Below are 20,077 nucleotides of genomic sequence, written 5' to 3' on the forward strand. Positions count from 1 at the left end.
TACGGCCCGCCGCCGGTTTTCTCCCCGGATAGTGGAAGAGCCGGATCAGATCGAAATTATGAAGGATGAAATTAGAACGATGAAGAAGATTATCAAAAACGGCATTGTTGTGACGATGAACGCGGCAGGTGATGTCTGGGATCATGGTTATGTAATGTTTGAGGATACGAAGATCCTGGCAGCAGGTCCGGAAGATGAGCTTGAGAAAACGCTTCAGGAGCTTACTGCGCAGGGGATCTTAAAAGCTGGCGAGACCTTCGAGGAGATCGACGCGAAGCGCGCTATCGTGATCCCAGGCCTCGTAAACACCCATTGCCACCTCGGCATGATCCCGTTCCGCGGTCTCGGGGACGACTGCAAGGACCGCCTGCGGGTGTTCCTGCTCCCGATGGAGAACCAGGCTATGGACGCGGAGATGGCCAGGCTTTCCACGAGATACGCCATCGGCGAGCTGCTGCTTTCCGGCGTGACGACAGTGCTTGACATGTACTATTTCGAGGAAGTCGTGGCGAAGGTCATGGACGAGATGGGGATCCGCGGAATCGCCGGTGAGACGGTGATGGAAAAGGATTCCTGTGACAGTAAGAACGCGGATGAGGCCATCAGGCGGGGAATCGCTCTGATCGAAGCATACAAAGATCACCCGCGCGTTTCCGGAGCGATCACGCCCCACGGAACGACGACCTGCAGCCCGGAGACCTTAAAGAGGGCCTATGAGGAGGATGTAAAGGCGGGAACTGTATTTACGCTCCATGTGGCGGAGATGGACTACGAGATGACCCAGTTAAGGGAACAGTATAACATGACGCCCATCGAGTTTATGGAGCATATCGGAGTCCTCGGACCGAATACGCTGGCGGCCCACAGCATCCGCACGACGGAACATGATGTGGAGATCCTAGCGAAGCATGGCGCGTCCGTGGCCCACTGCATCGCCTCCAACACGAAGGCCGCAAAGGGCGTAGCCCCGGTGTCACTGATGCATAAGCACGGCATGTCCGTCGGCTTCGGCACCGACGGTCCGGCGAGCGGAAATACGTTAGACCTGTTCATCCAGATGCGGATGTGTGAGAACTTCCACAAAAATGAGCTCCGTGACCGCAGCGCATTTCCGGCAAAGGAGGTGGTCTCCATGGCGACCATCGAGGGAGCAAGAGCGTTAGGACTCGGTGACATCACCGGTTCCATCGAGCCCGGAAAACAGGCGGATCTCGTCCTCGTAGAGACCGACTCCCCGAATATGTTTCCGGTATACGACCCGTATTCGGCACTTGTGTACAGCGCGATTGCATCGAATGTGAGAGATGTTTATGTTGCGGGTGAGTGCCTCGTAAAAGAAAAGAAGCTTGTCCGTGAGGACTTCGCGAAGATCAGGAATGACCTTCGGGAGAAGATGGAGCGGACGGCGTTTAAGGATATGAAGAATCTGGTGTAGAAGACAAATATCTTGACGGAAACTGTAAAAGTACATATAATTCTGAATATAGGACAAGGGGATAGCTTGAGGAAGAGTTATCTCCTTTTTTTAAAATTTAGAGAGAAAAATACACAGACAGAAGTTCCTGTCAGGCAGCTGGGAGAAAAATAATGAGGATGTTCAGGATAAAAATGACGGCGGCGAGGACAAACCCGCAGCAGATCCGCGAGGTGCGGATCGATTCGGAAAAAACGGTGGGAGAACTTCTGGAACTTGTCCGTATTGTATATGAATATGGGGATGTAAGAGGAAGTCTGTTAAATGAGGCGGGAGCCAGCCAGTCCCCGGAGACAAAGCTTAAGGACCGGATCCACGTCAGAGATCTCCTGACCGTAAATTATACGGACAAATCGATCACACCGATTTATCTGGAAGTCCTTGAGGAGTTTGATGGATCCGGGGAGACAGCCCCGATTCTCGAAAGATACAGGACAATTCCAAGGCGGACAAGAAAGACGGCATTTGGTTATCCTGCGTTTGCGCCTGAAGAGGCGGAGCGCTTTCAAAAATATCTGAATAAGGAGATCAGTAAGGTATTCGCCCCGGAACTTGTGGTGCCGGACTTTGCCTGGGAAATTGCGACACCGTGGCAATCATTGCTGGATTCCGGCACGGCTGCGGATCTGAAAATATTAATAAAAGAAAACAAGCTTCCTGTCAATGTCTACCTGAGAAAAGCTGAGCTGGAAAAGGGAATCATAAAAGAAGCCGGAAAATCAGATTTCTGGGAAAATATCATGCAGACAATGGGAATCACTGAGTATTTTCAGGTCAAAGAGCTCTGCATTCAGGGCAGTAAATTTGTAAATGGAGACGCGGTGGATACAACATTCCCGGTTTTAAGCAGGAACCGTCTTGTTGATGAGAATTACTGGTATCGCACGATACTGGCAAAAGAATTCATGGAATTTTTTGAAAACTGGCTGGGGAGCGGAAAAGAAAGAGAATACATAAAGGACCATGCGGAGCAGACCTGCTTTTTGGCAGCATGCAGGCTTTACGGCTTTGCGGACCGGGAGCTGGTGACTGAATTTTATAAGATCATGTGTCCGGAGCAAAATGCGGCAGAGCGGGTAGGAACTTTCTGGAAACAGGCGATGCAGTGCGCACTCCAGTATAATATCAAAAAGATAGTGGGGATGGAAGTCTACTATGATTCGCAGAGTGTTTCCTCCAATTCTGTAAAGCTGTTATATCGGTCATTTCTTACGTCAGACCGGTTCCATTATGTTCCGACAAAGGCGGAGATCGAGGATATCGCAATTTCCGGCATCGGTTTTTCAGAAAAAGACAGGGAAGCGCTGATAGACATGATGGAGAGAAAATACCGCTGTGAGAGAACGAACGGAAGATTTATAGTTGGGGAACTTGAAAAAGCGATACATACAGGAATTCCGGTGGGAGAGCTTACCGGATATCTTCAGAAGGTATTATTATCGGGCAGAAGATCCTCATACCTTGGCGATATCATGGAGATTCTTGAACGTGCGCAGCGGACGGTGAGGAAAATACCACTGGGAGGATATACGGAGACGGAGATCAACCGTGCGGTGACAAAGAAAAAAGTAGTACGGGTCGAAAAGAAGATATATCCGAATGACCCGTGTCCGTGCGGTTCCGGAAAGAAATACAAGAATTGCTGTGGAAGAAGGTGAGAGGCGTGGGGACAAAGAATGAGATAGTTTACGATCTCAGACATTTTGAGAGAGATTTCAATGGGACAGAGCAGGTCAATGGTCTGGAGCTGGCTCTGGCGGAGCCTAAAAAAGATATCAGGATTAAGATGCTGGCAAACGAGCAGAGGGAGGCTGGGATTCCTTATGTGTCAGGGGATAAGATCTTTTCACTGAGGGCAGTCTGGAAGAATGATTCCAATACGCAGAGCGCGTTATGCAACGTGTACGTGGACGAAACACACGGGGAATGGATCTCGGCAAACTGCAGCTGCTCAGAATTTAATAGGAACAGATATTGCTGCCATCATGTCACCGCGCTTCTCTCCCAATATCTGATGGATCATTGGGGAACGGAAATTTTCCGGGGAACAAAAATCGAAAAGAAGCTGGCGGAGCAGGCCGGAGTACCGGATCCATTTGTTCCGGGAGTTCTGAGAAAAACGGATCAGGATCTTCTTGAAATGTTGAACATGCCCCAGGTCGGGAATATGGATCCGCTGGCGGAACTTGCGACAAACACGGAACTTCATATGGAATGCCATCTGGCGAAAGAAAAGGGTGGTGTCTCCCTGGAGCTGAAGATCGGAAGTAAGAGAAGGTATGTGGTAAAAAGCATGCTGGAATTGTTTAGATCCTGCGATGAGGGAAGAGTGTACCAGATCGGAAAGACAGACTGTCTTTCATCGCTTGACCAGTTTGACATGGATGGGCGGAGAGCGATGGAGCTTCTGCTGGGACAGTACCGTCATAAAAAGAGCACACCATATTTCTCAACTATGTTTCTGCGCACGAGTGGCAGTTACAATGAGAGATATGTTTATCTGGAAGGACGCGATCTTGACGCATGGATGGAAAATGTGGGAGAGATTCCATGCTATGTCGGAGATGATCAGGTAAGAATCAGACTTGATGGTGCGGGACCGGAGATTTCCATGGAGAGGCAGCCATATGGAATGCTTTTAAAGACGAAAAGCTTTTTTATCCTTGCTAAGACGGAAGACTGGATCTATTTTCAGACAGGAGACCGGGTCAGCCGTACCAGGAATCAGCAGGGTGGACGTCTGGGAGAAATTTTGGAGTTATTGTCTGGAAAGTCGGAATTTTATATCAGAAATAAAGAACTCCCCCTGTTTTTTGGGCAGGTGCTTCCGGCAATCGAGGATCAGACAGAGATCCAGACAACGGGATTTGCGCTGGATGAGTATCGTCCGGAGATCCCGAAAGTATCGATCTATCTTGATATCTCTCAGGATGAGATCATCTCCTGCCAGGTAAAATGCAGGTATGACAGAAGCGGGAAAGAATATCTTCTTTATGATGAGACAGACCGTTCCGTGAGAAACAACGGATTTGAGGAAGAGTTGCGGAGAGTGACCGGAAAATATTTCAATGCCTATGATGAGACCAACAAGTCAATGTGCCTCTCCGGCGGTCCGGAGGAGCTGTATCATTTTCTGACAGAGAGTGTGACGGAGTTAGGAAAATCCGGGGAAGTATTTATTTCGGACGCGCTTCAGAAACTGAAGGTGCGGAAGCTGCCATCGGTGGATATCGGAATCCGCATGGATACAGGTCTTCTTTATATGTCGATTCAGGCGCCGGATATGACAAAGGATGAGCTTGCGGAGATCCTGTCGTTATATTCAAATAAAAAGAAATTTTTCCGCCTGAAAAATGGCAGCTTTATGACAACAGATCCGGAAAAACAGAAGGAGTGGGCGGTTCTTGCTGAGACCTTTTTACAGTATGGAAAGAAAGATCCGGCGAGTATGGAGATTCCGGCGTTCCGGGCACTTTATCTGGACGAGATGCTGAAGAACCGGGATGGGATTATCCTTGAGGAGAATCGGAAGTACAAAGAGCTGCTCTTTAATATGGATACAGCAAAAGAGGCAAATGATGAGGTCCCGGAATCCTTGAGGGGAATCCTGCGCCCGTATCAGGCGGATGGATTCCGGTGGATGAAGACGTTAAAACGATGCGGCTTCTGCGGAATCCTTGCGGATGACATGGGACTTGGAAAGACTCTTCAGATGCTGACGTTCCTGCTATCTGAGAAAGAGGAAGGAAAGACAGGAGATGAACTGCGGACGTTGATCGTTACTCCGGCTTCTCTTGTATACAACTGGAAAAAAGAGATCGGCCAGTTTGTGCCGGAGCTTTCCTGCAAGGTGATTACAGGAAATGCGGCAGAGCGGCAGGAAATGATCCAGAATGAGGAAGATAGGGATATCTGGATCACATCCTATGACCTTCTGAAACGCGATATTGCATGCTACGAGAATATCCGGTTCGCAAATCAGGTGATCGATGAAGCGCAGTACATCAAAAACCATGGTACCCAGGCGGCAAAGAGTGTGCGTCTGATCCAGAGTGGATTCCGGATGGCGCTGACGGGAACTCCGATGGAAAACCGTCTCAGTGAGCTTTGGAGTATTTTCGATTTCCTGATGCCAGGCTTCCTTTATGGATACCAAGGCTTCCGGGAGAAATTTGAAGAAGCGATCATGAATGACAGAGATGAAGAAGTGAGTGCGAGATTGCGCAGCATGGTACATCCGTTTATTCTTCGCCGACTGAAAAAGGATGTGCTCACGGAGCTTCCGGACAAGATTGAAAAGACGGTAACGATTGAGCTTGAAGGAGAGCAGAGAAAGCTGTATGACGCATACGCAAAGCGGCTGAAACTGTATCTGGAAAAGCAGAGCAAAGAGGAATTTAAACAGAGCAAGCTGGAAGTATTGAAGGAACTCACAAGACTGCGCCAGCTTTGCTGCGGTCCGGAGTTATTTCTGGAAAACTATCACGGTGAAAACGCGAAGATGGATGCCTGTGTGGAACTTGTGAGACAGGCAGTCGACGGTGGACATAAGGTGCTTCTGTTCTCCCAGTTTACGAGTGTGTTGGATGAAATTGAAAAGGCGCTTGCGAAAGAGAAAATCGAGGATCACCGAATTGATGGAAGCGTGTCGAAGGAGCAGAGGATCCGGCTTGTGGATTCCTTTGAGACGGACGATGTTCCTGTGTTCTGTATTTCCTTGAAAGCTGGTGGTACAGGACTGAACCTGACGGCGGCAGATATCGTGATCCACTACGATCCATGGTGGAATGTTGCTGCGCAGAATCAGGCAACAGACCGTGCGCACCGGATCGGTCAGAGGAACACGGTGACGGTCTATGACCTGATCGCGGAGAACACGATCGAGGAGCAGATTAAAAAGCTTCAGGAGAGCAAGAGTGCTCTTGCGGAGGAGATCTTGTCTGGAGAAGGAATCCAGAGTATTGTACTGGATCGGGATGAGATTTTGAAGATGCTGTAAAAGTGTATTGCCGCTTCAGATAAGCTGGGGTAGTGCATTCAGAAGAAGTAAAGGTCACTTGGCCCCCTTTGATCGGTGGGAGTCATGTGACCTTTGTCTTATTCACGGAATTTTCTACGATAAACTTGATTGAGTAATGTGGTGAGAAAATTCCTTTTCGATATCTTTTTGGTAGACGGGATGAAGCGCGGATTCCACCAGAATAAAGTTTAAGATCCATTGGATCATGTAGCAGAAGCAGTTCCTCTGCGAAAAAAAGCAAATCCAAATATTACTTCGGAACCTAAATATATGGCAGAACCGGAGAAATATCAATGATAGTTCAGAAAGTGAAATAACGTGAGGATAGAAATAAAAAGATCCTGCCCCATAGTAAGACAGGATCTTCGGCGATACTCCTGCAGGAGTACAAAATTGTTTATATGATCAGTGATTGAGGGTTAATCCACCAGCTCATTCTGATGTCTCGACAAATGCTCATAGGGCAGGATCAGGCGTCCGCGGTAGAGGCCGCAGCCATCGTTTACGAGGTCATTATTGATGGCGGAGAACATGTTTACGTCGAGGTCGGCGAGGTTTAAGGTTACGAGGCGGCGGCAGCGCTCGTAGGCTTCATCAAAGTAGACGCATTCGCCCACAGGGATCTCGTCGCGGCGGGCGCGCTCGCCCTCCTGGCGCTTCTCGTAGCTTAAGTGGTTGGCGACACCGATCTCCGCAATATCGTCCATGTGCTTGGTGCGGAGCTGGACTTCCATATAGCTGCGGGAGCTGTTGTCGTAGAAGGTGATGTGGAGTGACTGGTAGTCCTCAGAAGTATTTCCACAGATATAGTCGCGGTAGTAAGGCTTCACATCATCGTTTAATAACGGCGAGGTGCTTTTCTTCACACCGTAGGCCAGTTCCGCGGTAAATCCCCGCTCTTCGAGAAAGCCCGGAAGTTCGTTGGCGATCTGGTAGAGGTATCGGAGGTCAGCTTCTTCCTGAGATTCATCAGGTTTCAGGTAGCATTTCGGCAGAGAAGTCACGATCCGGTATGCGATCAGATCCCGAAAACAGCTGAGGCGCTGCTTGAGTTCGGAAATCGACGGGTAGGCCTTATTTTCCATATAGTAATCATAGATATATTCGACGATGTAGCCGTTGAACTTTGCCTCCGCGCGGATCAGGGATTTGATGCGCCCTTTGAAGTTAAAGGCCAAAAGCGGATATTCCTTTGCCATATGGATATAAAATTCCCGGATCTTCTGGGACTGGGCAGTAAGGAAATCATTGTGCTCGAGCAGCTCCCGGATCTGGAGCAGAAAGTTCGCATGCATCAGGTCGATCTCATTGCCGGTGCATTTTGCCTCTTTCTTCAGGTCCTGGCTGTAGTTTTTTAAAATTTTGAACATGGTATCGCCGGAATAAAGATAATCATTTAATGTAACCATGGCTGTCACTCCTCTGTCGTAGATAATTATATTTTATCAAAATCAGCGGCATTATCAAGAAAAATGTAACGATGTTTTCCGATGGTCGAGACATGGATCGGCAAAACAGAAATGGAAAAAGAGCTTGCCACACGAGTTAGTTTATGCTAACATATCACACAGACAACTGTGCTGCAGCATGTACTTGTGAATGGAAAGGAAAAGGTAACCGTGAAGGTACTGAATGGTTACAGGAAAATAATAAAATGGAGATCAAACAACTGGAATATTTTGCGGCGGCGGTGGAGTATGGGAGCCTGAACCGCGCGGCAGAGAAATTATATACAACACAGCCGAATGTGAGCCGCGTGTTAAACAGTCTGGAAAAAGAGCTGCATGTGACGCTTCTGGAGAGAAGCAACAAGGGAATCAAGATGACACCACAGGGGGAAGAACTCTATGGTCATGCGATGAGCATCTTAAAACACTCCAATGTCATCCGTTCGATGTCGGAGCGGCCGAACGGGAGAAGATTTTCGGTGTCCGGTTACAGGAGTGGCCTGCTCACAAAACTGATGGTGCAGCTGTATCAGGGCGGTAGAGAGCAGATAAAATATGAATACCGGGAAGGAACTGTGGAGGAGATCACAGATAACGTGGCGGCAAGGATCTCAGAGATCGGGATCGTCTATTTCGCGGAGGCGCAGATGCCGTGCTTTCAGCATATCATGTGGCATAAAAAACTGGAATTCTATAAGCTGGCGCTTAGGGGGATTTGTGTCTATGTTGGGGAAAATCATCCGCTATATGAACGGGAATCCATTCGCTTTCCTGAACTGAAGGGGATGAAATTTGTGACGGAGACGGAAGATTTCTTTGCCATGGAACATCATATCGAGAGGATCAGCGTCGGTGCGTTCATCTCGGAACAGCATATGAATGACAGGTTTTATACAAACAGCGATTACATGATCAATAACCTGCTTTTGCATTCTGACGTGTGCTGCCTGGGGATCGATATTGTCCCGGCAGGTTACCGGAAATACGGAATCAAAGCACTTAAAATCGAGGACTGTGAGCCATTCCTGGCATTCGGGTTTGTGGCGGCGGAGAATGCCTCGCTGTCTGCGGAGGCAGAGCAGTATCTGGGGAAATTGAAGACATATTTACAGTGATGATGTTAGTCAGTAACGGTTCAGCAGGCCTGCGTATTTGAACTCTAAAATCCTGTTGACGGAACCGATCTGGAATGGATATCCGCAAGGATGCGCAGTGATTCTGTGAAGAATAAATCAGTTTACGCTGACCAGAATCACGCGCCAGACCTCATGGACGTTCGACTTGAAATGAAAAGCGTATAGCAGATGGTATTTATATGAGTGATATCATATAAAAAATCCTCATTGCTATACGCTTTTGTTATAACTAATCCCCCATGAAATGGCATTGGTAAGTTTGGACTAACCATGGTATAGTAATTCCTGCGAAAAACAGACACAAGCGGGGATTGCAAAAATGTAAAGATCCCCCACACATACTCAAGAGGAGGACAACATGAAAAAAAGAGTACTTAGCCTGTGCCTGGCAGGTCTTATGGCGGCATCTTTGACAGGATGCGGCGGAGCAGGAAACGCAGCAGAGACAACGGCAGCAGCAGGAGCAGAGAACAGTGCCGCAGCATCGGAAGCCGGTTCTTCTGAAGCAAAAGAAGAACTTGTATTTGTAAACTATCGCGACATCCGCGACTTAAATCCGCATCTCTATGCAGGAGAAATGTATGCCCAGGAGATGCTTTATGAGACACTTGTAAACATTACGGCAGATGGATATGAGGGATGCCTGGCGGAGTCCTGGGACATCAGTGATGATGGAAAGACCTATACATTCCACATTCGTGACGGCGTGAAATTCTCCGACGGGGAAGTTTGCGACGCAAACGCGATCAAGGCAAACTTTGACGCGATCATTGAGAACAAGGACCGTCATACATGGCTGGAGATGATGAATCTTCTCGTGGGCGTATCGGCACCGGATGATAAGACCTTCGTGATCGAACTCTCCGAGCCTTACTACCCGCTTTTAACAGAGCTTGGTGTTACGAGACCGTTTGCCATGATCTCTCCGAAGGCGATGAAGGATGGAAGCACAAAGGACGGAGTCAACGCGTATATCGGAACAGGTCCGTATGTCCTGACTGATTTTGTGACAGACGAATATGCCGTTTTTGAGGCAAATGAAAATTACTGGGGTGAACATCCGAAGATCAAAAAGATCACAGTTAAGGTGATCCCGGATAACCAGACGAGAATCCTTGCGCTGGAGAAAGGCGAGATCGACATGATTTTCGGTAAAAACATGATCGACGCGGACGCTATCAACCAGTACACAGGAAACGATAAATTTACAGTATCCCTTTCTGACCCGACATCTACCCGTCAGATCGTATTAAACACGACAAGAGATGTCCTTGCGGATAAGGAAGTCCGCCAGGCGCTTCAGCACGCGACCAACAAGCAGGCAATTTCCGACGGCATCTTCTATGGACTTGAGCAGCCGGCAGACACTCTGTTTGCGAAGACAGTTCCGTACTGCGATATCGACCTTGAGCCGTACGCATACGATGTGGAGCTTGCCCAGAGTATGTTAGACGAAGCCGGATGGGTCGTTGGAGCGGACAAGATCCGTGAAAGAGACGGTCAGAAGTTAAACATCGATCTTCTTTACAACAGTGACAGCGTAACAGAGAAAGCGATCGCTGAGTATCTGCAGAGTGAATACCAGAAGATCGGAATTTCCTTAAATATCCACGGAGAGGAAGAACAGTCCTATCGCGACAATATGAAAGCCGGTAACTTCGACATGGTATTCAATATCTGCTGGGGTACGCCGTATGATCCACAGTCTTCCCTGGCAGCGATGCGCGCACCGGTTTACGGTGACTATGCAGCGCAGCTCGGACTTGAAGATAAGGCGGATATCGACCAGGCGATCACGGATATTCTTGTATCCACCGATGAGACAAAACGCCAGGAACTCTACACATTTGTCCTGACAAGACTCCATGAGGACGCGGTATACATTCCGCTCACATATGAGTGCAATAAGGCGATCTACCGTTCGGATCTTCAGGGCTTCCATTTCACACAGACCCAGTACGAAGTTCCGTTTGCGGATTTCTATTTTGAGTAAAAATTTAAGTCGAACGTCCGTGAGACTTGGCGCGTGATTCCGGTCAGCGCAAGCTGACATATTCTTTACAGAATCACTGCGCATCCTCGCGGAGCGTTTATCTCAGTCGGAGACTGAGATAAAGCCCGATCTGACAGGCCGTCCATCCGGGCGGCTTGTTGTGCATATATCTGGAGTTTTTTTGATGTTCAAAAAAGGAAAGGAGATTTTCATTTCATGAAACAATACGTCATTAAGCGAGTCCTTTCAGCGATCCCGCTTCTGATCGTGATTTCATTTGTATGCTTTGTATTTATCAACCTGATCCCGTCAGATCCGGCGGAGGTAGCGCTGCGTGTCCGTCAGGTGCCCATCATAACAGAAGAGGCTATCGCGGAAGTCCGTGCGGAATTAGGACTTGATAAGCCATATCTTGTGCGGTATTTTTCCTGGCTTGCGGATTGCCTGCAGGGAGATTTTGGAATCAGTTATGTAAATCCGAAAAGAACTGTGGCGGGGGAACTGGCAAGATGCATGCCTGCGACACTCCAGCTGGCGGGTGTTTCCTTTGTGATGGTGATTCTTTTAAGTCTGCCGATCGGCTTTCTCTGCGCTGTCTATAAAGATGGATGGTTCGATAAGATCATGAGAGCCATCGTCTTTATGACAACGGCGATGCCGGCATACTGGGTGGGACTACTTCTCATGTGGCTTGTATCCATCAGGCTGGATCTTCTTCCGACAAGCGGAAACGGAACATGGAAACATCTGATCCTCCCGGCATTCACGGTGTCACTCAGCTATATTTCTACCTATATCCGTCTGATCCGCAACAACATGCTGGAAAATATGAAGCAGGATTATGTCCTTTACGCGAATGTCAGGGGGCTGCCCCAGAAGCTGATCCTTGTAAAACATATCCTGAAAAACTCCATGCACACCTGTATCGTTGCAGTCGGAATGAGCATTCCGCAGCTGATCTCAGGAACGATCGTGGTGGAAAATGTGTTTGCATGGCCTGGACTCGGGACGCTCTGCATCAGTTCTATTTTTAACCGGGATTATCCGGTGATCCAGACATACGTGCTTCTGATCGGAGTCCTGTTTGTCGTTTTCAATCTGTTATTCGATATTTTACAGACGGTATCAGACCCGCGTATGAGAAGGGAGGAACATTAATGCTTCAGCGCTTTTTACATAACAGGACTGCAATGTTCACTGTGGTGATCGTTCTCCTCACAGCGCTCGTGGGGATCTTCGCCCCGTTTATTGCGCCGAACGATCCGTATGAAACGGACATCCTCAACAAATTTGCCGGATTTTCGGCTGAATATCCGCTTGGAACGGACAATCTTGGCCGCTGTATTCTTTCGAGAATGATCTATGGGATCCGCCCGACACTGGGGCTGGCAGTCCTGACGATGCTTGGAACCATCGGTCTTGGAGCTCTTATGGGACTTTTGGCGGGATATTTCCGCGGAATCCCGGAGGAGATCATCATGCGGACGGTCGACGTTATGCTCTCCTTCCCAAGTCAGATTATGGTATTTGCGGTGGTTGCGCTTCTCGGCATCAATGTCCAGAACGTGATCCTGGCGAATGTGTTCATCAAGTGGGCTTGGTATGCACGAATGATCCGGACCGGAGTCATGCAGCACAGAGACCGCAATTTCGTCCAGTTTTCCAGATGCGTGGGAACTCCGGAGAGATTTATCCTGTTCCGCCATCTGGTGCCGTCCATCGCGGCGGACCTCGCGGTTCTCGCGTCACTCGATGTGGGCTGGGCGATCATCAATATCTCCACGCTTTCATTCCTGGGACTCGGTGTTCAGGCACCGACACCGGAGTGGGGAGCGATGTTAAATGAGGCAAAAAATGTCCTCACAAGCAACCCCACCCAGATGATCGTGCCGGGTGTCGCGATCGTGATCCTGGTATCTGCCTTCAACTTGATGGGAGACGCGCTGAGGGATGTTCTTGATCCGAAGGAGGTGAATGTATGAGCACAGTGATACGGGCGGAAGACTTGTGCGTAACGTTAAAAATTCCGCGCAGACCGGAAAAAGAGCTTGTCCGCCATGTAAACTTTGAGGTTCAGCGAGGGGAATGCCTTGGAATCCTGGGAGAATCGGGAAGCGGAAAAAGCATGAGCATCAAGGCGATGCTGGGACTTCTCGATAAGAATTTCTCCGTCTCCGGTCATGCCTGGTTTGGGGAAAAGGATCTCTTAAAGGAAAGTGGGGAGTCCATGAGAAAGATCCGTGGGAGTGAGATCGCTGTCGTCCTACAGAACCCGATGACGTGTTTTGACCCACTCTACCGAATCGGAAGCCAGATCGGGGAGACATTTGCGACACACACGGACTGGAATGCGAACGAGATCCGAGAGAAGTCACTGGAGACACTGGAACGCATGCGGATCCGCAATCCGGAGGAGACGCTTCAGAAATACCCGCATCAGCTCTCCGGCGGCATGCTGCAGAGGATCATGATCGGGATCGCGATGGCATTAAAACCGGCACTTCTGATCGCGGATGAACCGACAACGGCCATCGATTCGATCACCCAGTATGAGATCCTGGAAGAATTTGTCCGGATCAAGAAAGAGCATGATACGGCAATGATCTTTATTACCCACGATCTCGGTGCGATCTCTAAGGTTGCGGACGACCTTGTGGTCATGAACAGCGGAACGATCGCGGACCGGGGAAGCTTTTCCCATATCCTGCATCATGCGTCAGATCCATATACGAGACTTCTGGTGGAAAAACGGTCGGCGGTCATGAAAAAATACAGGGAAAGCATTGGGCATGAGAATGGAGGTGCGGCATGATCCGGATGAGAGATATCTGCGTCAGCTTTCGCAGTGAGCGGCAGGAAAAGATCTTTGGTGTCAGCAGGACACCGGTACTGTTTAATGTGTCACTCTCGATCCCCAAAGGAAGCTGCCTTGGAATCTTAGGTGAATCCGGAAGTGGAAAATCGACGCTTGGACGGGTGATCTGCGGTCTGTTAAAGCCGGACAGCGGGGAATACCTGCTGGAAGGGAAAAATGTGTATGCGTCACGAGATGGAAAGAAGAATCTTCAGAACATGCTCAGCGTTGTATTCCAGGATTATACGACATCTGCAAATCCGCGGTTCAGGATCCGGGATATTCTGGCGGAAGGAATTCGGGTGAAGGAACGGAAGAACGGAAAAAAAACGGACCGGAGCGCGGAATACTGCAGACTTTTGGAGTTAGTCGGCCTGGATGAGACGTTTCTCGACCGTTTTCCGCATGAGCTTTCGGGTGGACAGCTTCAGCGTGTCTGCATCGCCCGTGCCGTGGCGTGTGAGCCGGAGTTTATCCTGTTTGATGAGGCGATCTCTTCCCTCGACGCGCACACGCAGGTGCAGGTGATGGATCTCTTAAAGGAGCTGAAGGAGAAGCTGGGGCTGACGTATGTGTTTATCACCCACGACCTTACATCAGTCACATATCTCTGCGACGAAGTCATGTTCTTATATAAAGGACGGATCACGGAACATATCCCGGTATCCCGGATCGCGCAGACTACGGATGTGTATGCGCGAAAGCTGCTGGATTCCATTATTGAGTTTGATGAAGAGTACGATGATGAAATGGACGTAAAAGAAAGTGAAGAAAGTGCATAGTAGCTGTGAGTGCATTGAACAGTTACAGTGCACGACAGAAAATATGCTCAGGAGGTGGCAGAAATATGCTGGAGATCGGAATGATCTGTGCAGAAGCAGGAGAAAAGAAGACTGGGTGGCTGGAAATAGAAGGCGGCGGACAGAAACTTCCGCTAACACTTATCTGCGGGGCAAAGGAAGGACCTACGATGATGATATCAGCGGGAGTCCATGGAGCGGAATATATCGGCGTGCAGGCGCTTTCCGAGCTTTCCAGAGAGCTTGATCCCAAGGATACTGCGGGGAATGTGATCTGCCTTCATGTGGCAAATCCTTCAGCATTCCGGGATTATGTGCGCTTTTTCGTGCCTGAAGATGGAAAAAATCTGAACCGGGTATTTCCGGGGAAAAAGGATGGAACATTGTCGGAGCGGATCGCGTGGACGATCACGGAAAAACTCCAGTCAAAGGCGGACTACTATATCGATCTTCATGCGGGGGATACCAGTGAAGAGGTTATGCCGTTTGTCTATTATAATGTGGCAGCAGGAGAAAAGATCGCCAGGGTGTCTGCGAACATGGCAATGGCAGCGGATATGGAAGTGCGTGCCAGCTCCACAGCGACCACCGGCGCGTATAGCAGCGCTTGCCAAAGAGGTCTTCCTGCGATCCTCATGGAGCGCGGAGGCGGCGGAAAATTTACGGACAGCGAAGTTCAGGCATATAAGCGGGATGTGAAGAATATTATGATCCGCATGGGACTTCTTTCCGGTGAAGAGGTTCATACAGTGCAGCAGAAAAATGTGACCAGAGCAGAGTATCTGGAGGCAGAGACAGATGGATTGTGGTATCCGGTATTTTCCGCAGGAGATACGTTCGCGGGAGGTGCGGTTCTGGGAACGGTGAGAGATATCTGGGGAAACCTTTTACGGGAGTATCGGGCAGACTATCCGGGAATCGTTCTGTACCAGACGGTAGGTCTTGGCGTGAAGACAGGGGATCCGCTGATCGCTTATGGGGAATATGTGGATAGATAAATAACAGATGTGAAATAAAAATGTCAATAAAAAGCCATTTTATGGGAAAGTCCTGGAATTCAGGAGATATCCATAAAATGGCTTTTTATGCTGCCATGCATACAAAAGAAGCTGCCGGCGGCAGGTTTCGCAGGCGCGCACTGGAGCAAACAGGATATTAAATCTTAAAGCATTTCTGCAGATCGCGATACTGTCCGAGAACCAGAATCGTATCGCCTTCTTCAAAGCTGGTTTCCGGCTTGACGGAGAAATCCAGGGTGCCGTTTCGACGGACGGCAATGATGTTGATGCCGTATTTTTTCCGGATATCGATCTCACCTACGCTCATGCCAACCCATCGTTCCGGAAGATCAACCTCATAGATATCGTAGTCGCCTTCCAGATTGACGAAATCAAGAATGTGGTCGGAGCTGAAGCGGATCGCTGTCCATTTCGCAAGCTGCTGTTCCGGGTAGACGACCTGATCGGCACCGTTCCGCAGAAGAAATTTCTGGTGAACGTCACTGGAAGCGCGGGAGACAACGAGCTTTGCTCCGAGCTCCTTTAAGAGAGAGGTCGTTTCAAGGGAACTCTGGAAATTATCGCCGATCGCGACGATGCAGGCATCAAAATTGCGGATTCCCAGAGAGGAAAGGAAGGACTCATTTGTACTGTCACCGATCTGTGCTTCCGTCACATAGGGAAGGACTGCGTTGACACGTTCTTCCGTACTGTCAATGGCCATAACCTGGTGTCCGAGGTTGTGAAGATGCATGGCAACATGTTTTCCAAAACGGCCGAGACCGATCAAAAGAATTGATTTCATAATTTTCTCCTTAAATATATTATCTATTATCCGACGGAAATTTTTTCCTGCGGGAATTTTCCGCACCGGATCCTGTAACCGGACATGGTCGCGTAGATGATCGTGAGCCCGCCAACACGGCCGATGAACATAAATGTGATCAGGATCAGCTTCGATGGAACGGAAAGTGTCGGGGTGATCCCGAAGCTCAAGCCTACCGTAGCAAGCGCAGAAATCGCCTCAAACAGACACGGTATAAGAGGCAGGCTTTCCAGAATGCTGAGCGTCATGGCACACAGGATACCGAGGCTTGTATACATGAAAAGGATCGCGATCGCTGTGGCGACAATATCGGGGATAATGCGCCGTTTAAACATTTCCGGGCTGTCCTTTCTGGCAAAGACAGCAGTCGCACAGGAGATCAGAACGGCCAGAGTGGTCGTCTTGATTCCGCCGGCGGTGGATCCCGGGCTTCCTCCGACCAGCATGAGAAGAATCATAAGAAACTGGCCGGATTCCCGCATGGAGGAAAGATCCGCTGTATTAAAACCGGCAGTTCGCGTTGTCACCGACTGGAATAAGGATACAAGGATCCGTTTTCCGGCCGGGATATCCTGAAATTCCAGAAAAAAGAAGAGGATAGCCGGGATAAAGATCAGTGCCAGCGAGTAGGAGAGGATGACCTTACTCTGCATCCGGTATCGGGAAATATGGTGCCGGTTTCTGTAAATATCATCCCAGGTCAGGAAACCGATTCCGCCGATCACGATAAGCAGGATGATCACGAGATTGATCAGCGGGTCATATGCGTAGGATGTCAGGGAGGAATATGCTCCCCGGACACCAAGCAGATCGATTCCGGCATTGCAGAATGCGGATACGGAGTGGAATAAAGACATCCAGAGTCCCCGGAAAAGACCAAAATCGCGGCAGAATACAGGTGCCATCAGGAGAGCGCCGATCAGTTCGATACCGAGAGTGACTCTTACAATAAAACCGGTCAGGCGGACAACTCCTCTGAGCTGAGGGGCAGCGACCGATTCCGCCATGATACTCCGCTGGGAAAGACCGATCTTCTTTCCGGAGAGGATCGTAAAGGAAGCGGAGATCGTCACAACGCCGAGACCGCCGGTCTGGATCAGAAGCAGAATTACGGCATGTCCAAAGGAAGACCAGTAGGTTCCGGTGTCACAGACCACAAGACCGGTCACGCAGACGGAGGTGACGGAGGTAAACAGGGCGTTTACAAATGGAGTCCAGCTTCCGTCCGCGGAGGATACCGGCAGCATCAGGATGCCGGCGCCGAGCAAGATCACGAAGGCAAAGCCTAAAACAATGATCTGAAATGAATTTAACCGCCTGAAAGCGGAAAGAATACGAAACATAATCTGAATCCTTTCATAAAGCATTTGTTCCATTATAAACGTTTATGGATGTAAAGAAAAGCGAAATTTATGGATTTTAAAGTCCTGAAAATTCCTGATTCGCACAGGAAATTATAAAGAGCGGCTGGATCCGTTCTGGTCTGCGAAAAGTGTGAGAGGTGGACGTGTGGAAATTATTTCCAGGTGGTCTGTTTAAAAATGTTGTAATTACAACATACGAAAGCTGATTTCGCGGATATAATGTGTACATGGTTCGGCGGTGCCGGACAGGGAAACATGATGACTTATCGGTTATGGCTGCCGCAGGGACGGCAGGCGTGTCAGGATAATTTGAGATCGGCAAAACTGCGAAGACAGTGTTGGCTGCTTGTATGGGCTGCCTGGAGTCACGCGGGAAGAGTCGGGGAAATATATGGAGGTATATGAAATGGATCAAAAAATGTTCTGTTATCAGTGTGAGCAGACCGCAGGCTGCGCGGGATGTACCGGGAGCACGGGTGTCTGCGGAAAGACGGCGGAGACAGCAAGGCTGCAGGACCAGCTTGTAGGTGCGATGATCGGGCTTGCGAGAGCGGCAGAAGGCGTGGAATGTCCGGGAGATCGAGTGTACCGCACGGTGATCGAGGGGCTTTTTACGACACTTACGAATGTAAGCTTTGATGATGACGCGATCCGGGCGCAGATTGAGAAGACGCACAGGGAGAAGGAGCGGCTGCTCGCAGCGCCGGTGAAGAAAAGTGCAGGACCGCGCGAAAAGGCAGCGGGAGAGTCGGGTACGGCAGCAAGTTTGCAAGATACGGATGATTATAATCTCGGTCTGCTGTGGGACATGGACCCTGATATCCGCTCCCTGAAATCCCTGATCCTGTTCGGATTAAAGGGTATGGCGGCGTACGCGTACCATGCGCTGATGCTGGGGGCATCTGATGAGACGGTAAACCAGTTCTTCTTAACGGGGCTCCGGGAGATCGCAAAAGACGGTACCGTCGAAAGCCTGCTCCCGACGGTCCTGAAGGTCGGCGAGGTGAACCTCACCTGCATGGCGATGCTGGACGCAGCAAACACGGGAACTTACGGGACTCCGATCCCGGTCAGCGTACCGCTTGTAGTAGAAAGAGGACCGTTTATCGTTGTGACGGGACATGACCTCAAGGACCTGGAGCTTCTCTTAAAGCAGACAGAGGGAAAAGGCGTTAACATCTACACCCACGGCGAGATGTTGCCGGCCCACGCTTACCCGGAGCTCAGAAAGTATCCGCAGTTAAAGGGCAATTTCGGAACTGCATGGCAGAATCAGCAGAAGGAATTTGCGGATATCCCGGCTCCGATCCTCTTTACCACAAACTGTCTGATGCCGCCGAAGAAATCCTACGCGGACCGCGTGTTCACGACGGAGGTCGTAGCATATCCGGGAATGGTTCATATCGATGATGAGAAAGACTTTACCCCGGTGATCGAGAAGGCGCTGGAACTCGGCGGATATCAGGAAGACCGCCAGTTTACGGGAATCAACGGCGGAACTCAGGTCATGACAGGATTCGGACATGGAACGATCCTTTCCATGGCTGATCAGGTCATCGACGCGGTAAAATCCGGCGCGATCAGACATTTCTTCCTCGTTGCGGGCTGCGATGGCGCGAAGCCGGGAAGAAACTACTATACGGATTTTGTAAAGCAGACTCCGGCGGACAGCATTGTCCTGACGTTAGCATGCGGAAAGTTCCGCTTTAACGATCTGGACCTTGGAAATATCGGCGGTCTCCCGCGGATCATGGACATGGGCCAGTGCAACGATGCCTACGGTGCCATCAAGGTGGCTATGGCGCTGGCGGAGGCGTTTGGGTGCGAGGTGAACGAGCTTCCGCTGTCCTTCGTGCTCTCCTGGTATGAGCAGAAGGCAGTGTGTATTCTCCTGACACTCCTGCATCTTGGGATCAGGAATATTCGCCTCGGCCCGTCCTTACCGGCGTTCCTCTCCCCGAATATCCTGAATTTCCTTGTGGAGAACTACGGAATCGGTCCGGTGACGACACCGGAGGAGGATTTGAAGGCGTTATTGGGATAAGATAAAAAGCCCCCGGATAGGGAATGTGCCAGCGGTCAGTTGACCAGCTGCGGTAGTTCCTTATCCGGGGACTTTACTTATGTACTTAAATTAACCTGTTGTGCTAGATAAAATAATATA

Annotated in this window: 14 protein-coding genes; 11 read left to right on the forward strand and 3 right to left on the reverse strand. The window is 49.6% G+C overall.

Translation table 11 applies throughout. The features are described from left to right. Window positions 1-79: 79 nt before the first annotated feature. The 3 genes from DXA87_RS11160 (at window position 80) to DXA87_RS11170 (ending at window position 6,473) form a co-directional block, all read left to right on the forward strand. Complete coding sequence (locus tag DXA87_RS11160) at window positions 80-1,435, forward strand: amidohydrolase (protein ID WP_117471024.1); 1,356 nt, start codon at window positions 80-82, stop codon at window positions 1,433-1,435. A 158-nt stretch (window positions 1,436-1,593) separates the two neighbouring features. Then, window positions 1,594-3,132, forward strand: coding sequence for an SEC-C domain-containing protein (locus DXA87_RS18405; RefSeq protein ID WP_242998039.1), 1,539 nt, complete (start codon window positions 1,594-1,596; stop codon window positions 3,130-3,132). Between the two features lie 5 nt (window positions 3,133-3,137). Continuing rightward, window positions 3,138-6,473 (forward strand): SNF2-related protein, encoded by a 3,336-nt coding sequence (locus DXA87_RS11170; protein WP_147324192.1) that lies wholly within the window; start codon window positions 3,138-3,140, stop codon window positions 6,471-6,473. 440 nt (window positions 6,474-6,913) lie between these two features. Here the strand turns inward: DXA87_RS11170 and DXA87_RS11175 are convergent, their stop codons facing one another. After that, window positions 6,914-7,903 (reverse strand): guanosine polyphosphate pyrophosphohydrolase, encoded by a 990-nt coding sequence (locus tag DXA87_RS11175; protein ID WP_117504413.1) that lies wholly within the window; start codon window positions 7,901-7,903, stop codon window positions 6,914-6,916. Between the two features lie 245 nt (window positions 7,904-8,148). On the opposite strand from DXA87_RS11175, the gene DXA87_RS11180 reads away from it, so the two are divergent. The 7 genes from DXA87_RS11180 to DXA87_RS11210 all read left to right on the forward strand — a co-directional run bounded on the left by DXA87_RS11180 (window position 8,149) and on the right by DXA87_RS11210 (window position 15,723). Next, on the forward strand, window positions 8,149-9,057 hold the full coding sequence (locus DXA87_RS11180) for a LysR family transcriptional regulator (RefSeq protein WP_117566527.1): 909 nt from the start codon (window positions 8,149-8,151) through the stop codon (window positions 9,055-9,057). Between the two features lie 379 nt (window positions 9,058-9,436). Beyond that, a complete protein-coding gene (gene nikA / locus DXA87_RS11185) occupies window positions 9,437-11,071 on the forward strand; it encodes a nickel ABC transporter substrate-binding protein (protein ID WP_117504415.1) in 1,635 nt (544 codons plus the stop codon). 216 nt (window positions 11,072-11,287) lie between these two features. Continuing rightward, window positions 11,288-12,229 (forward strand): nickel/cobalt ABC transporter permease, encoded by a 942-nt coding sequence (gene opp1B / locus DXA87_RS11190; RefSeq protein ID WP_117483830.1) that lies wholly within the window; start codon window positions 11,288-11,290, stop codon window positions 12,227-12,229. Next, on the forward strand, window positions 12,229-13,053 hold the full coding sequence (gene opp1C, locus DXA87_RS11195; protein ID WP_117504417.1) for a nickel/cobalt ABC transporter permease: 825 nt from the start codon (window positions 12,229-12,231) through the stop codon (window positions 13,051-13,053). The genes opp1B and opp1C overlap by 1 nt, the downstream gene beginning before the upstream one ends. Next, on the forward strand, window positions 13,050-13,883 hold the full coding sequence (locus DXA87_RS11200; RefSeq protein ID WP_117471010.1) for an ABC transporter ATP-binding protein: 834 nt from the start codon (window positions 13,050-13,052) through the stop codon (window positions 13,881-13,883). The genes opp1C and DXA87_RS11200 overlap by 4 nt, the downstream gene beginning before the upstream one ends. Continuing rightward, a complete protein-coding gene (locus tag DXA87_RS11205; RefSeq protein ID WP_117504419.1) occupies window positions 13,880-14,707 on the forward strand; it encodes a dipeptide/oligopeptide/nickel ABC transporter ATP-binding protein in 828 nt (275 codons plus the stop codon). The genes DXA87_RS11200 and DXA87_RS11205 overlap by 4 nt, the downstream gene beginning before the upstream one ends. Before the next feature lie 65 nt (window positions 14,708-14,772). Beyond that, window positions 14,773-15,723 carry a M14 family metallopeptidase gene (locus DXA87_RS11210; protein WP_117471008.1) on the forward strand — a complete coding sequence of 317 codons (951 nt, stop codon included), beginning with the start codon at window positions 14,773-14,775 and terminating at the stop codon, window positions 15,721-15,723. A gap of 157 nt (window positions 15,724-15,880) precedes the next feature. Here DXA87_RS11210 and DXA87_RS11215 read toward each other — a convergent pair whose 3' ends face one another. Next, window positions 15,881-16,528 (reverse strand): TrkA family potassium uptake protein, encoded by a 648-nt coding sequence (locus DXA87_RS11215; RefSeq protein ID WP_117471007.1) that lies wholly within the window; start codon window positions 16,526-16,528, stop codon window positions 15,881-15,883. Between the two features lie 26 nt (window positions 16,529-16,554). Continuing rightward, on the reverse strand, window positions 16,555-17,892 hold the full coding sequence (locus DXA87_RS11220) for a potassium transporter TrkG (RefSeq protein ID WP_117471006.1): 1,338 nt from the start codon (window positions 17,890-17,892) through the stop codon (window positions 16,555-16,557). 427 nt (window positions 17,893-18,319) lie between these two features. On the opposite strand from DXA87_RS11220, the gene hcp reads away from it, so the two are divergent. Beyond that, window positions 18,320-19,957: a hydroxylamine reductase gene (hcp, locus tag DXA87_RS11225; protein WP_117504421.1), complete on the forward strand. Its 1,638-nt coding sequence runs from the start codon at window positions 18,320-18,322 to the stop codon at window positions 19,955-19,957. Window positions 19,958-20,077 lie beyond the last annotated feature (120 nt).

Origin of the sequence: Desulfotomaculum sp. OF05-3 (assembly GCF_003435535.1) — a bacterium.
GTDB lineage: Bacteria > Bacillota > Clostridia > Lachnospirales > Lachnospiraceae > Pilosibacter > Pilosibacter fragilis.